The sequence below is a fragment of the Vibrio sp. ED002 genome (assembly GCF_023277445.1).
Taxonomy (GTDB): Bacteria; Pseudomonadota; Gammaproteobacteria; order Enterobacterales; family Vibrionaceae; genus Vibrio; species Vibrio jasicida.
The window spans coordinates 1,753,020-1,768,213 of record NZ_CP080239.1 but is presented as its reverse complement, the minus strand read 5'-3'; the positions used below and the strand labels follow the sequence as shown (position 1 = coordinate 1,768,213).

The 15,194-nt window shown below is 45.2% G+C and carries 9 protein-coding genes; 3 read left to right on the top strand and 6 right to left on the bottom strand.

Annotation, left to right across the window (positions count from 1 at the left end; translation table 11 throughout):
• Nucleotides 1-172 precede the first annotated feature (172 nt).
• Nucleotides 173-4,669 carry an Ig-like domain-containing protein gene (locus ITG12_RS24510; protein WP_248874370.1) on the top strand — a complete coding sequence of 1,499 codons (4,497 nt, stop codon included), beginning with the start codon at nt 173-175 and terminating at the stop codon, nt 4,667-4,669.
• A 698-nt stretch (nt 4,670-5,367) separates the two neighbouring features.
• On the opposite strand, the gene ITG12_RS24505 is transcribed toward ITG12_RS24510, so the two are convergent.
• The 4 genes from ITG12_RS24505 to ITG12_RS24490 all read right to left on the bottom strand — a co-directional run bounded on the left by ITG12_RS24505 (nt 5,368) and on the right by ITG12_RS24490 (nt 10,420).
• Nucleotides 5,368-6,645 carry a RidA family protein gene (locus tag ITG12_RS24505; protein ID WP_248874368.1) on the bottom strand — a complete coding sequence of 426 codons (1,278 nt, stop codon included), beginning with the start codon at nt 6,643-6,645 and terminating at the stop codon, nt 5,368-5,370.
• 143 nt (nt 6,646-6,788) lie between these two features.
• Nucleotides 6,789-7,835: an ornithine carbamoyltransferase gene (gene argF, locus ITG12_RS24500; protein WP_248874366.1), complete on the bottom strand. Its 1,047-nt coding sequence runs from the start codon at nt 7,833-7,835 to the stop codon at nt 6,789-6,791.
• Between the two features lie 75 nt (nt 7,836-7,910).
• Nucleotides 7,911-9,002, bottom strand: coding sequence for an agmatine deiminase (gene aguA, locus ITG12_RS24495; protein ID WP_038871530.1), 1,092 nt, complete (start codon nt 9,000-9,002; stop codon nt 7,911-7,913).
• A gap of 14 nt (nt 9,003-9,016) precedes the next feature.
• A complete protein-coding gene (locus ITG12_RS24490; RefSeq protein WP_248874364.1) occupies nt 9,017-10,420 on the bottom strand; it encodes an APC family permease in 1,404 nt (467 codons plus the stop codon).
• Between the two features lie 406 nt (nt 10,421-10,826).
• Between ITG12_RS24490 and arcC the strand changes: the two genes are divergently transcribed.
• A complete protein-coding gene (gene arcC / locus ITG12_RS24485; RefSeq protein WP_248874362.1) occupies nt 10,827-11,735 on the top strand; it encodes a carbamate kinase in 909 nt (302 codons plus the stop codon).
• A gap of 126 nt (nt 11,736-11,861) precedes the next feature.
• Nucleotides 11,862-12,479: a TetR/AcrR family transcriptional regulator gene (locus tag ITG12_RS24480; protein ID WP_038871524.1), complete on the top strand. Its 618-nt coding sequence runs from the start codon at nt 11,862-11,864 to the stop codon at nt 12,477-12,479.
• A gap of 50 nt (nt 12,480-12,529) precedes the next feature.
• On the opposite strand, the gene ITG12_RS24475 is transcribed toward ITG12_RS24480, so the two are convergent.
• Nucleotides 12,530-12,925, bottom strand: coding sequence for a hypothetical protein (locus ITG12_RS24475; RefSeq protein WP_038871521.1), 396 nt, complete (start codon nt 12,923-12,925; stop codon nt 12,530-12,532).
• Between the two features lie 67 nt (nt 12,926-12,992).
• A complete protein-coding gene (locus ITG12_RS24470) occupies nt 12,993-15,044 on the bottom strand; it encodes a glycoside hydrolase family 3 N-terminal domain-containing protein (protein ID WP_248874360.1) in 2,052 nt (683 codons plus the stop codon).
• Between the last annotated feature and the right edge of the window lie 150 nt (nt 15,045-15,194).

Genomic DNA, 15,194 nt, shown 5'->3' with positions numbered 1-15,194 from the left:
TGAAAGATGTGGTGCTTTTTTATTTGTATTGCAGAAGATGACTAAATGAATAGAAAAACATCTGTTTCATCCTAATGTGCTCTGAGTATGATTTTGTCCATACATCATGCAGGTGTATTATTTAGCTGCTATCTATATGTATTGTGTTTCATATAAAAATAAAGGCTAGGTTATGGTTACGATCAATACGTTCAGAAGGGCGGGGTTGTATTGCCAGATAGGAATGATGTCTTTGCTTGCCATCTCGGGCTGTAATGACTCTACCACTGAAACGACCACCTCATTAACGTCTCAAATCTCTCACCAACAAAGCTTGTCACTTAATGTCTCTAATCGAGTTGATGAGACCGAAATGTCCAACCTAGAACTGCTGTTTGTTTTCGATGTTGCCAATCAGAATGAAACGTTTGCCGTTCGAGTACAAGATGTTCTAGGAAGAGAAGTCGCTGGTTTCCATCAGGGGGAAGCATTTCAAAGTAATGTCGTGGTAGTGCCTGAATCTGGCATTGTGCCATTCACATTCGATGTCGATAACGCCAGCGATGTGAATGGCGGTGTGGCTAAGATGACGGTGATTGTGAGAGGGGATGGTTTTTTCTCTAACTCCCAAGTGCTTGATCTGACCCAAACTACGATGTCCGATAACTATTGGATTGAAATTGTTCCTAAGTCAGAAAAGGCTGAAGAGGCAACTACTTTTGCGGAAGAACGTGTTGACTTAGATGGTCACGTCACCAGTTCTCAAGTGGATGTCGCGACGGTTAGCAAAGATGACAGCACGGATGGAGGCAAAATCCTTGATGGCGCAACTGCCAAGTTATCGATTCCTGCCGGCACGGGGTTCATTGGTGAAGATGGGCAGCCTTTTACGCCTTTAGGAGAGGTTTCTGTTTCGATGATGCTGTTTTCAGCGGATCCAAAAGGCCTAGCTGATGATGAGAATAACCCGCTATACCTTTTCCCTGGTGGTTTATCACCAGATGGATTTGATGGAGAGCTCCCAAGCGATATTACTTCTCCTGACAGCGTGACCTTTATTTCTGCTGGTTTTGTTGCGATTGAGATTGGCGATGAGAGCGGCAACAAAGTGTCATCGTTTGATGGCGAAGGGGTTACCTTGGCATTTGAAGTTCCAAAATCCACGATAAATCCGCAAACAGGTGAACCACTATCTTTGGATGACGGCACGATCCCCATTTGGAGCTATACCGACTCTACGGGTAAATGGCGCTATGAAGGTGATGCCGTCATAGAGCAAGAAAATGAACGCACCTTTACAGTTTCTAAACCAATCACCCACCTTTCTTATTACAATCTGGATTGGTATGGACAAGATCGTTGTCAACTTGATGTCGACGTTGTGGATGCGAATGGCGACCCCAACAATCAAAAGTTGCGTCTCTCCTTTGCCAAAGCTGGTGGTGGTTGGGCTTATAAGCCTTCCGGGTGGGGCGATGACCCTGAAAAGTTAAACATCAATCGAGTGCCTGCCTTCGCTGGTCATTTCGATCTGCTCGATAGCCAAGGGAATAGCTTACTAGCGTCGATCGAAGTGGACGGTGAGGTCATTGAAGTAGCCGATGGTTCAGAGGGGCTCGATCTCGATAACTTCTGTTTTGGTGTATCGAGTGACTCCACTAAATCGTTCAAGGCAACCTTGAATATTGTAAACCCTCCTCGTATTGATATCGAAACAGGGCTGTCATTAGTTTGCCCAATCGACGAAACGAAAACTCAAACAGTCGACTCAGGCTATTACTACTTATATTCCGGTTATTCTTATGAAACTTCGGGTGAAGTCAACGGGGATAGCATTACGTTTTCCAACTTGGTTGAAGACGGGTTATATCGACTCTATTACTACGGTGGGCAGACTTGGGCACAAGTAGAATTTACCGCCAAAGCAGACACGACCACTATTTCACTTATGTCACTTCAATTGTGTGACAAAATTGACCAAGCCATTAAAACCCGCTTGGTATGTACCGACGACGATATGGCCGTCACGCGCTTTAAAGCAGCACCTGAAGCGTATTTTTGGATGTACAACCAAGACTATTCTCACTATTTATGGGGGAGAACTGACTCTGATGGTAACGCAACACAAAGTGATGCGGTCGAATCGATTGAATACATGGGCTCAGCCTATTCTTACTTTGAGAACCGTTATTACTGGGGTGAACGTACAACCGCCACGACGAGTGCCGATAAGGCGATCACTTTTGATATTCAGTTACCAAGCTCCAATGAATATTGTCTTGCCGAATTACCGATTGATTACCTTCAAACGTTCGTTTTTGCTGAGAACACAGAAGCGCTGGCAGACGGTGTCGCAGAAATCATTATTACCGTTCAGGAGCGTGATGAGTTTGGTACGGCTCGTGAATCGAATTCAGGTGATCTTACCTTGAGTGCTGAACCTGCTGAAGAGGTCATGATTTCTGGTGTTACTTCTAATGGCGATGGTACGTATAGCGCCAAGGTGACGTCTACAACAGCGCAAGAAGTCGTTATCTCCGGTAAGATTGATGACAATGCCTTAGGAGGCTCTGCGACAGTAGAGTTTATTCCTGTGGTTGATTTCTCAAATGCCGTCTTTAATCGAGATAAAGCGTCCACCAGTGCGGATGGTAGTGAGCAAATTAAGGTGACTGTACAACTCAAAGATGCGGATGGAAATGACTACACATCGTCTGGTGGTGACATCAAGTTTGGCGAGCTTTCTGGGTTAACTTTGAAGTCTTATCAAGATAATGACGATGGCACTTACACAGGCGTTTTCATCAGTGAAACGTCAAAAACTTTCAATATCACAGCATCGATTGCAGGTAGCGCACTATCTAGCAGCATAGATATCGAGTTTACTCCAGTGTTAGATACCAACAGCGCTGACTTCTCACTTAATAAGAGTTCAGCAAACGCAGATGGTGTTGACGTCATTACCGTGACCTTGCAGCTAAAAGACAAAGAGGGGGATGATTTCACCAGTTCTGGCGGTGCAGTCGTTTTTGATACACCAAATGGATTAACTAAGTTCGACAGCCGCGATAATGGCGATGGCTCTTATACTGTGAAGTACAAGAGCTCGACGTCAGGTTCCTACACAGTGGGAGCTTCGCTAGACGGCAGTAAATTTGTTGAATTCATTACTTTTGAATTTACTCAGGTTCTTGACCTCAGCAACACCGAGTTTACTCCTGATAAAAGCTCAGCTAACGCTGATGGTAGCGAAGTTATTACGGTGACGGTTCAACTGAAAGATTCTGAAGGCAACAACTACACAAGTTCAGGTGGCACTCTTCAGCTCTCTAGGCCAACAGGCGTTAGTTCCGTTACTTCTCAAGATAATGGTGATGGTACTTACACTGTGAGTTTCTCTAGCTCGAGTGCAGGTAACAAATCAGTAGGAGTGTCGATTGGTGGCACCCAGTTATCCCGCACTATTTCTTTGTCTTATGCTCAGGTCTTAAATCTGTCTGCTGCTGTATTCAGTCGTGATAAAGAATCCGCGAACGCAAATGGTAGTGACCAGATTACCGTAACGGTTCAGCTAAAGGACACCAATGGTACTGACTATACATCGTCCGCGGGGGAGATTTCATTCTTTGTGCCTAGTGGGGTAACGGAAAAATCAAAAACAGACAACGGTGATGGTTCGTATACGGCTGTCTTTACAACGGTGAACGCAGGTACTTATACCTTTGGTGCGAGAATAGGTAGCACTCAGTTGGCTAACGATGTTGAGCTCACTTTTAATGCCGTCATTGATTTATCGCAGTCGACATTGCAAGCCGATATCACCACTATTGCAGCAGATGGCAACAGCACTGCTCAGTTGACAGTCACGCTGAAAGACTACGCTGGTAATGCGTTTGTACCATCATCGAACGGTCCTGAGCTCACGATTACAGCGGGCTCTGCTGATAAGACGGAATTAGTGAATACAGGCGATGGGGCGTATACAAGCAGTGTTAGCGCTAGCGTTGCTGGAGAGGTCACTGTTACCGCGACCTATGACTCTGGAACCATTGGTACATTAAACCTCACATTTGAGGCGGTAGCGCCAAGCGCTTCTCAGTCTACCATCACGAGTGATATTTCCACTTTTGGTGTGGGAGGCGCTCATAGTGCAGTTATCACGGTTGCTTTAAAGAAAGCCGATGGTAGTGCTTACACACAAAGCTACGGAGAGTTGGTGCTGAGTCCACAAGGTACGGGTTTAAGCTATGGCACCCCCGTAGATAATGGTGATGGTACGTACACGGTGTCAGTTACCGCAGATACTGCTGGCAGTTATACCGTGAGTGCTGCTGTTGGGGACCTCTCATTGAGTAATTCGTTGCCTTTAACGGTTACCCAAGTCGATGCTGCAGAAAGTGTTGTAACACCTACGGAGTTAAATGGTTCAGGTAATATCACAATCACGCTTAAAGATTCGAGTGGTACCGATTTAGGGCATGGAGGGCACGTAGTGACGGTTGACTCTTCTTCGGACGCATTCATATTCACAGCAGGGGGATTTGGCTCATTTAGTGATATTGTGGATAACAATGATGGAACCTACTCGGTTTCAGTGACATGTCTCAAATCAACCAATGGCAATAGTTTTAACATTGAAGTCCAAGCCGATAGTACTTTGGTTGGTAGCGTCGATGTAACCTGCCCGTAAATCTCAGACAATACGAAGAAAAATGCCACTCAACATTGAGTGGCATTTTTATGCTTCGTCGCTGTTTGATTTGTTTAATCTAAAGCGACCAATTCTTTTTCATGGGTGTTTTCGCCCACTTCATGACAGCAATGGTTGTGGTGATCCTCGTAGCCATCATACGCGCATTCGCCAATATTGTTTCTAGGACAGATAAGATAGTGACTTCTATCGAGCAACTCTGTTTGACATATTGGACAGTACTTTTCCATAGCAACCTCCCACAACTAACGATTGAAAATTTCGTCCGTAGACACGAGTTCAAAGGTAATTTTAGACCCTAGATTATGACCGTGATGTGAAGGTTTTATGTGAGGACAAGAGTGTGTTCTCTGTCTTGACAAAGCTCTGACAGAGGGCGAAGTGAGGAGCATTCTCGCATTTTCATTAGAAGTCTGATTTCAAAAGAAAAGGAGAGATTTAAAGCGTCGCTTTATACTTGATGCTTTGCTGTATCACGCCATAATTTTGCAGCTTCTTTTAGAAGGCACATCACAAAGATATTTGTCTTCATTTCGTGCAAAATTGTTGGGGTATTTTGGTTGTTTATAGGTGAGCTTTGAAGTGCTGGGTTTTGGCAATATGTCGGGCAAGGAAAGCACAGAAAAAAACAAGGTCAGCAGTTAGGCTGACCTTTTTTCTCGATAATTTTATGAGGCTCAGTAGCTAAGCTCTTCTTTTGGAAATGTGCCTTCACCATTAGAAACGATCGCGTCTATTTGGATTGAAGCGCCCATAAAGATTTCTGATACACCGATGACAGTGCACGCTGGAAGTTCTTTATCAAAGTAGCTTGCTAAAATATCCTCCACAACTTGCAAGTCGCTGATATCTTTTAGCTGAATATTCAGTTTCACGATGTCGTCCATTACATGGTGCACGCTTTTGATGATGGCTTTGATGTTGTCGAGGCATTGCATGGTTTGCTCGCCTACGTCATTAGCAATGACTTCGCCACTCGGCGGATGGATTGGCAGTTGTGCAGAAACGTTATTGTAATGCGAGAAAGCGACAGTTTGAGTTGAGAACTTGCTGATTGGTGCCGCCTCTGTGTTGTGGGCGCGAATCACAATCCCATGTCGATCTTCAACGGCTTGTGGTGGCGTTCCGTCTCCATGAGAAACCGTCGCGTCGATTTGCACCAAGGCGTCCATTGGTAACCCCTCAGCTTTGATGACAGTACGAGCGGGCACGTAGGCAACGCTTCTTGCTATCGCCGAGTCTGGAAAAAATGTGCTGTAGACTTGATTGACAGCAAAGGCATCGTCGAGACTTCTCAGATGGATATTGAGTTTAACAATGTCATCAAAAGGGACATCAATACTGTTCAGTATGCTCTTGATGTTTTTCAGACATTGTCGAGTTTGAGCTTTGATTCCGCCTTCAGCAATATTGCCTGTTTCTGGTTCGATTGGCAGTTGAGCTGAAATGTGGTTGTAATGTGAGAACGCAACACTTTGGCTCGACAGCAAACTGGCTGGGGCTTTTGCTGTGTTTCTTACCAGCTTGATCAGCTCGCAAGGTTCTTGAGGGTGCGTTCCTTCGCCGTTTGAAATGAGCGCGTCGATTTGAATTAAAGCGCCTTCCAAAGGCAGTGCAGCAACGGCAATTACGGTTCGAGTTGGAAGGTGGCTGATGAAGTATTGTTTATAAACCTCATCGACAGCATCCAGATCGGTCATAGATTTAAGATAAATCGTGATTTTAACGACGTCATTTAAGCTGTGCTCGATGCTATCCACGATAGACCTAATATTGCTTAAGCATTGCTTAGTTTGCTCTTTGATGCCCCCTTCCACTAACTTTTGGCTTTTTGGGTCAATCGGCAGTTGCGCTGAGATATTGTTGTAATGGGAGAAAGCTACCGATTGAGTTGAGCCGTCGTGGATTGGTGCATTTTCTGTATTTCTAGATACTTTGATGATTTCGCCGTGCATTTCGAATGTTCTCCAATTCTGGCTGCTGTAGGAACGCTGTGGGTACGCTGATACAGGCAATAGATAGCCAGACCAACCGCTCAAAACAGAGGCAAGTCTGGCTATGTGTGCCGAATAAAAACGTTAGTTAGTGAATGAGATCGTTATAGGGTGCTGAGGAAGGTCAGGATTTTGTCTTCGTGGCGCTTGATGGTGTCTTCGCTTGGCGTGATGGCATCTTTATGGGTGAAGTAAACCAATATGGCCATTTGCGCTGTTAAGCGGTTCTCTGCTTCGTCGAATGCCACAGAGTATTCACTTTCTAGCGCACCGCGAGTGACTTCTTCTTTATCGTTTGCAGGTAAGCAGTGTAGAAGCATGGCACCTGGCTTCGCTTTTGCCATTAGTTCTTCCGTGATCACGTAGTCAGGCATGAAGGCAGCCAAGCGCTCTTCTTTCTCATCCATTTGAGTAACCCAGTAGAAGCTGTCGCCGTAGACCACATCACAATCGCTGATTCGCTCTACATCATCGGTGATCTCGATATGACCGCCAGACTCTTTGCTGAACGATTCTGCAAGCTCAACCCATTCTGGTTCCATGTGGTATTTAACCGGACCAATTTGCTTAAAGCCCATGCCGTATTTCGCACAAGTTAGCATCAATGAGCGGCATACATCAGTAGCGTCACCCATGAATGCCAAAGTCAGTTCATTAAGCTGGCGACCATCAGTGATGTGTTCACGAATAGTAAATAAGTCAGCCAGCATTTGTGTTGGATGGAAACGGGTATCTAGACCGTTGATGACTGGTACGGTAGACATGTTTAATAAACCATCTAGCGTTTCAGGACTGTTAGTGCGAGCCATGATCACATCACACATGCGTGATAACACGCGTGAGGTGTCATCAATCGACTCTTTGCCACCAAGATGGATGTCTTTTGGCGATAAGAACAAAGCGTGACCACCAAGTAGCGTTGCGGCAACTTCAAATGAAACGCGTGTGCGAGTCGAGCCGGCTTCGAAAATCATCCCGACTGACTTTCCTTTGAACAGTTGTGGGACTGCATTGTCTTTACGCGCCTGTTTTAGGTAGCTCATCAATTCCATCATGTTGTCCATTTCTCGGACTGAGAAATCTTTCATAGACACCATATGCTCAATGTTTGCTTTGTGTAGGTCAGTTGCACTTGAAGAAGGTAATTTCATAATCATATTCCTATTTTCATTTGGGGCTTACTTAAGCTCGCCCCTTTTATTTTGAGTCGTTGGATTCGTATGGATTTAAACTTGAGGTACTTGTTGAGTAATGCAGTGGATATTGCCGCCACCGAGCAAAATCTCACGAGCAGGAACACCGTTTACTTCATAGCCTGGGTAGAGCTCCTCTAAGAGCGCAATCACCTCTGCGTCGTATCGCTTATCGAGTAGAGGTAGAACAATCTGGTTGTTCGTGATGAGATAGTTCGCGTATGAGGCGGCTAGACGCTCTCCGGCTTCACGCTCCATCCCTTCTGCAATATCAATCCCTGCTGCTTCTTCTTTTGCCATGTACAAAGGACCTGGCATTGGCAGCTTATGGACTTTGATTTTGCGGTCTTTCGCGTCTCTTTGATTTGTCAGGCAGTCGTAGGCTTCTCGACTGATTTCGTATTGCGGATCATTTGGGTCGTCGCACCAAGTCAGTACCACTTCTCCGGGCTTAACGATGTGGAGAATGTTATCGACGTGACCATTGGTTTCGTCGTTATATAAGCCACGAGGCAACCAAACAATTTTCTCTATATTGAGATGTTCACGAAGAACTTTACTCAACTCTTCTTTGTTTAGATCTGGGTTACGACTCTCGTCCAGCAGACACTCTTCTGTGGTGTATAAAGTGCCGTCGCCATCGATGTGTATGGAGCCTCCTTCAAGTACAATTGGCGCTCTATAACGAGAATCAGCGGTAATTTCACACATTTTCTGTGCGACTTGGTCATCGCGTTTCCAAGGCCAGTAAAGGCCATCGACAAAGCCGCCCCAAGCATTGAATTCCCAGTCGACACCGCGACGTTCACCCTCATCATTCACGACATAGCTTGCGCCGATGTCGCGCATCCAAGAGTCATCGGTTGATACTTCAAGCACGCGGATATCGTCAGGTAAACGAGATACGGCATTGTCGTACTGATCCGCACTTACCAGCATGGTGACGGGAGTGGTTTGGTTGATTTGCTTTGCCACTTCAGCGAACACTTTTTGTGCCGGTTTTGCTCCGTTTCGCCAGTTGTCAGTGCGTTCTGGCCAAGCCATCCAGATTTCGCTATGAGGCTCTTGCTCGGCAGGCATTCTGAAGCCGTCTTGTTTTGGTGTGGTTTGTAATAGCTTTTTCATATCAATCTCCTGAATTACGCTTCAGAGTGTTGTTCCGTTTGTTGGTTTTTGCGTTTCAATGCGCCCAGTAAAATCCATTCACCAATCAAGATTGTCGCGATAACTCCGATGAGCACTGGCGCTGTGTAATTCCAGTCTGCGACGGTGAGGTCAAGTGCTTCTGGGAAGATGAAGAGCACCACGGCTTGAAGGATTACCAAGAAACACACAATTGAGATGACGTATTGCGTACCCATGCCACCCGGAACTTTGAATGGGCGCTCACGGTCGCCATCCACTAGGCGCAGTTTTAGGTATGCAGGGAACATGAACAGATAAGGCAACAAGAAAATGCAGCTTGAAAAGGCGAAGATGGACCAAAACAAGTCGTCATTACCTTGAGCGAATAGGGCGTATGACAAGATCACAACGGTAGAAACCGTGCCAGTGATATTGTTCGCACCTACTGGAGAGCCTTTGTCCGACATTTTTGCTACAGCGGCTGGTAGTTCACCTTCTTGAGCGGCTTCGGCAGCAGCGCGACTTGCACCCATTGTCCAACTCACCATGTTGCCGATGAGCGTTAATAGTGCACAGACACCAAAGAAATACACCATGGCATTGCCCAATGGACCATCACCAAATAAGGTTTTAAATGTGTCGATTAACCCAGCGACCAGACCGATGCTTTCAACAGGTAACGCCATCAGAATGCCAATCGTGCCGAAGATGTAGAGGAACGCAGTGATACCAATAGAAAGGAATACGGCTTTTGGCATATCACGCACGTCCTTCATCTCTTTCGTCATGGTTGCAACCAATTCGAAACCCATTAGGTTGAAGACAATCGCAGGAAGAAACGCAACCGCTGAGTCGAGAGTTGGCACCATGGCAGACAAAGAAAATTCGTTTGCGACGCCATGTTTCATTGCGTAAACAAAGCCCCCTACACCTAACGTGCCGATCACTAAGATTTTTAGGATGGCGCCTACATTCGTGACCCAAACTCCAATGTCTGCCGATACGTTGCAAATCCACACGGTGAACCAAGTCAACGCAATGCAAATCGCTATTTGGCCCCACAACGATAGATCTGGCATGAATAGCTCGGCAAACATGCCTGCAAACATGATGTACACCGCTGGCATCCATAGACCGACGTTAATCCAATAAAACCAAGTTGTGCGTACGGCCCATTTGAAATTGAAGGCTTCTTTTACCCAGTCATAGATACCACCGTCGCCTGGGTAAGTTGTGCTTAACTCAGAAGTGATGAACCCATAGGGGATAACAAAAAAAATCAGCATTACAACCCACCAACCGATCGAGCTGACCCCTATACTTGCGGATGCGGTGAGTGTGTCGACCACCAGTACTGCACATAACGTAAATAGCGCAATACTCATGACCCCCATTTTTCCTTGAGTTTCGTTACTCATTGTTTCGCTCCTTAACTACTGAATATGGCAATTATTAGAAGTGAAATTTATGTAACGAACTTTGATGTGAACTTAATATCGGTATTGAGGAAACGAATTGCGGGGAAAATTAAAAGAACCTAGACATTTTATGAGGAAAAAAACACTAATCGCAAAATAGTTGTTCTTGATCAATTTATTAATTTCAGAATTTTCTTACTCATTAAAAATCTAAAAACACATTCGAGATCACATATCGGTTTTTAAACGATTAATAATGAAAATTACGTGACGTCAACTTCATTTTCTATGCCAATTATTGAATAGGAATTGAACTGTGATTTTTATCTCCAACCGTAAAATTCCAATTAAATACAGTTAGGCCAGTCTAATCTGACATCATTTATTTATATTTGGAGATTTCGATATGTCAAAACCGATTATTGTTGTTGCTGTTGGAGGGAATGCTTTATTGCAGCGTGGTGAGATCATGAGCTGCGAGAATCAACAAAAAAGCATTGCGCAGACGGCGAGTTCTCTTGCTGAATTGAGTAAAAACTACCGTTTAGTCATTGTGCATGGTAATGGTCCTCAAGTCGGCTTACTTTCCCTACAAAACAACGCTTATAAAGATTGCCCTCCCTATCCATTTGATGTGCTTGGCGCAGAAACACAAGGCATGATTGGGTATTTGATTCAGCAAGGTCTCAATGCTGCAATTGAAGATCGTTACACGACGACGATACTTACGCGAATTGTCGTCAATGAAAACGACCCTGCCGTTGTGGACCCTTCTAAGTTCATTGGCCCTGTTTACACTGAGGATCAAGCAAAACAACTTGCCGAGGAAAATCACTGGGTTGTGAAACCTGATGGTGCGCATTGGCGTCGTGTCGTCCCTTCTCCTAAGCCACAAGAGATCTTAGAAATCAAAGCAATCAAAGACTTACTCGAAAAAGAACACTTGATCATTTGTGGTGGCGGCGGCGGTGCTCCAGTAATCGAAAAAGACGGGGCGTATGTCGGTTTTGAAGCGGTTATTGATAAGGACATGACTGCGGCACTAATTGCAGAACAAATTGGGGCGGAGCATTTGCTGATTCTGACAGATGGCACCCACGTTTGTCTCAACTGGGGAACACCACAAGAGCAAAAGCTAAAGAATGTGACCATTGAGCAAATGAAGCAATATTCTTTCCCTGCAGGATCGATGGGACCGAAAGTCGACGCATGCTGCCAGTTTGTTGAAAAAACAGGACAAAGTGGTCATATCGGTGATTTATCTTTTGCGTTAGAAATCATTGAAGGGAAGTCTGGTACACATATACAACCATAATATGCAAATAAGTTAATTCACAAATCAATAAGGTCGCATGTCAAAGTTACGGTCGTTTTTGGCGGACATTGATAGTGTGACCTTATATATTAGGTTTTAATTAAAATTTGGAAGGACAACATCACGATGCGAAAAGTTAGTACAGAAACAAAATTGTTGAAAATTAACGAAGCAGTTGTCCGTTTGATGGAGAGGCGAGAAGCGACGGATATTTCGATGTACGACGTTGCTAAAGAATGCGGAATGGCAACGTCAACGGTTTATCATCATTATCCAAATATAGAAAACTTATTTCATAACTTATTGGAAAATGTTTTCTCTGATTTTGATTTATTACTCGAGCAGTGTATTGACGAAGAAAAGATTGTCCATTGGAGCGATATTAATCGAATGATAGAAACGGCTTATGTGAATTATTATAATAACAATCCTATTGCCAAAAAATTGATATTGGGTCGACATACGTTTGCAGAGTTAGGTCACGCAGATACAGAGCATGATCTTGAATTAGGGTATCAAGTTGAGATGATTTATCGCCAGTTCTTCGACATTCCTCAGCTACCTCAACCGATTAATATTTTTGCTATATCCCTGCAAGTTGCCGACAAAATCTACTCTCTCTCGTACCGCAAATATGGCTACATCACCCCAGAACTGGCTAAAGAAGCCCTTCGCCTATCTGAGTCCTATCTTCAGCTTTACATCCCGCCAATTTGTCAAAAGGTTGATTTTCATCCGTACTGAAGCAAAGCACAGATAAACACAAGGTCAGCTGCTGGGCTGACCTTATTGGTTTAACATGCCTCAGCGTGATGTTCTTGTTGAAAGCGAGAATCTTGCTTTGAATGTTTCGGTACAAAACAGAGCTTGTCAGCAGACATCTTCAAACCATTTTGCATCTTGATATGAGTGACGGCCCAAATCACGCAACCATGAGGAAGGTTGAACAGCGAACGGGTTTGAGTGAAAAGGACGCCATCATCATAAGCGGGTGTAACGTTGATAGCTTTACCTTGCCATGCCTGACGAACGTTTTTCACATCAATGTTGGGCACAATCAATGAGAGCATTTCTGGCTCAACATCCTTGACGACCTTTAGGCAAATGCGGCAGCCGTCGTAGTATTGTTCAACCCAAACTTTATGGGGAATGCTTTGGTCAACCCAGTCTAACTGCAGTATGTGTTCCATGGTTTATTCCTCAAGTAGATCCAACAAAGGCAGCGCCGAGACACTGCCTAGTTCGGTGGATAAAAGGTTATTCGTAACTTAGGCCGTGACCGAATTCGTACAAGGTGTCTGCGTCGTCATAACCTGGGTAGTCAGAGTGCTGGTTCAAAATCGCTTGCGCGCTGTTTGCCAGTGCAAATGGAAGCTTGCCTTGAGGAGCGAAGTTGCCAGAAAGGACTTCCATTAAGTTGCTGTCTGATACACCGAAGGTGGCTAAGATTGCGCCCGATTTTTTCATGTTACTTGCGTCATCCAGTACGAACGGTTGACGGAAGTTAATTGAAAGCACGGTCTTCTGTGCGCCAATTTCATTCATGACGGCTTGGATATCGGTCAGACTTGGCTCAATTTTCCAAGATGCTGCGGTTGCCATTTGACTGAATGCCAGCAGGTCGAGTTCATCTGGGTTTGCACCACCAAAGATAAGCTCAGGATCCGCACCTTCATTGGAGACGCGAACGCGAATAACGGCGTAATCAGTGCCTGCTGGTACTGGTGGGCGAGCTTTGCCATCTTCATAATCACCAGACGTTACATCAAAGCCAAAACGCTCGTCACCAGCGATGGTTTCATCCATACCCATCACATAGAGCGAAACTGCTCTGTCGGCGTTTGGTTTGGCTAGAGGCAATGTCTTGTCTGTGTTTTGCAGCAGGACCACGGATTTCTTCTGAGCGTAGTCTGCACGTTCTTGATGTTCGGCGTTGCCTAAGATTTCTTGGGCTTTATCGACGTCCACATACGTGTTCTCAAACAAACCAAGTTGGAACTGCTCTTTGACTAAGCGAGTCACTGAAAGATCGACACGCTCTTCGTCAATCAGTCCTTTGTTGACCAGATTTACGATGACGTCTTTATCGTTAAAACCAGAGAGAACGTCGACGCCAGCTTCGATTACCATCGCAACTTGTTCGTCGATGGTTTTATCTTCCACACCCCATGCTCGGTCGCCGATGATACCGGTATCGGAGTTGACGTTGCCGGTATAGCCCAGCTCACCACGCAGCAGATCGGTCACGATACCTTTAGAGAAGGACATGCCTACATCATTTGGCATCCACTTTTGATCTACTGGTATACCGTAGTAAGGCATGATCGAAGAGGCGCCAGCATCAATCGCGGCAATAAACGGGATCAAGTGGTAATCAAAGTTGTCTTTTGGATAGACTTGGTTTTGCCCAAAGTCGTAGTGAGGATCACCGCCGTTTTCTTGAGGACCACCACCGGGGAAGTGTTTGATCGTAAGGGCGATACTGTCTTGGTCAATAGCGCCACCACCTTGTAGGCCGTTGATCAAAGAGCGCATGATATCTGCTGCAAGATCCGCGTCTTCTGTAAAGGTTTCATGTACGCGGTACCAACGAGGCTCTGTCGCCAAATCCATCATGTAGCCATACATACTGCGTAAACCAATCGACGACCATTCTTCATTCATGATGCCCGCAAACTCTTCAATCAGCGCCATATCGCGAGTGGCTGCAAGTCCAGCTTCTTTTGGCCAAGCCGAGAATGCACCCGAAGAGACGTTGATACCCGCTTTTGCAGATGGGTCGATGTGGTTGCGTGCATTGGACTTAAATAGCGCTGGGATACCCATTCGGGTTTTCTCTCTCAGCTCTTGAACGCTATTCATGAAAGTCGCGGCTTCTTTAGGTGAAATCTGGCAGCCTGAGCGTCCACTGTCGCAGTTTGGCGCGTTTTCTGGTGTTTCCACCACGCTGTTACGGAAGATAAAACGTGTCATTTGAGCATCGGCGATCATGTCCTGACCTTTGCTTGTCACGACACCGCCTTCACCGGAGTTGAGTGTGTCGATAAGCATCATGCCGGCTTTCTCTTCAAGCGTCAGTCGGCTAACAAGATCGGCGGCACGCTCTACCGGTGTTAGACGCCAATCCTCGAACGGTTCTAACGTCCCGTTGCCATTGGAGTCTCTAAATTGATAACCATCAACGCTGAGCACGTCGTGCACTCGAGAGAAGACTTCTGGTTGAGCATAGTTGCTGTCATCGTCGGATGAATTACACCCTGCGAGAACAAGCGCCACTGCGATAGGAGTGAGTTGGGTAAGACGTTTCATGTCGCTGTCCTAATGTTGGTATAGTTGTTTGTTCAAGACCAATATTAGTAATTAGCGATGTTTTGGTTAACCAAAATTAATTGAACTAAAGATTTGGATCACCATATTTTTTAATTAGGTGATTAAACTCAATATATAATTAAAAATAGG

What these genes read in the sequence shown, in the direction of transcription:
- ITG12_RS24510 (WP_248874370.1), top strand. Translation starts at nt 173, where the DNA reads ATGGTTACGATCAATACGTTCAGAAGGGCGGGGTTGTATTGCCAGATA.
- ITG12_RS24505 (WP_248874368.1), bottom strand. Translation starts at nt 6,645, where the DNA reads ATGCACGGCGAAATCATCAAAGTATCTAGAAATACAGAAAATGCACCA.
- argF (WP_248874366.1), bottom strand. Translation starts at nt 7,835, where the DNA reads ATGAAATTACCTTCTTCAAGTGCAACTGACCTACACAAAGCAAACATT.
- aguA (WP_038871530.1), bottom strand. Translation starts at nt 9,002, where the DNA reads ATGAAAAAGCTATTACAAACCACACCAAAACAAGACGGCTTCAGAATG.
- ITG12_RS24490 (WP_248874364.1), bottom strand. Translation starts at nt 10,420, where the DNA reads ATGAGTAACGAAACTCAAGGAAAAATGGGGGTCATGAGTATTGCGCTA.
- arcC (WP_248874362.1), top strand. Translation starts at nt 10,827, where the DNA reads ATGTCAAAACCGATTATTGTTGTTGCTGTTGGAGGGAATGCTTTATTG.
- ITG12_RS24480 (WP_038871524.1), top strand. Translation starts at nt 11,862, where the DNA reads ATGCGAAAAGTTAGTACAGAAACAAAATTGTTGAAAATTAACGAAGCA.
- ITG12_RS24475 (WP_038871521.1), bottom strand. Translation starts at nt 12,925, where the DNA reads ATGGAACACATACTGCAGTTAGACTGGGTTGACCAAAGCATTCCCCAT.
- ITG12_RS24470 (WP_248874360.1), bottom strand. Translation starts at nt 15,044, where the DNA reads ATGAAACGTCTTACCCAACTCACTCCTATCGCAGTGGCGCTTGTTCTC.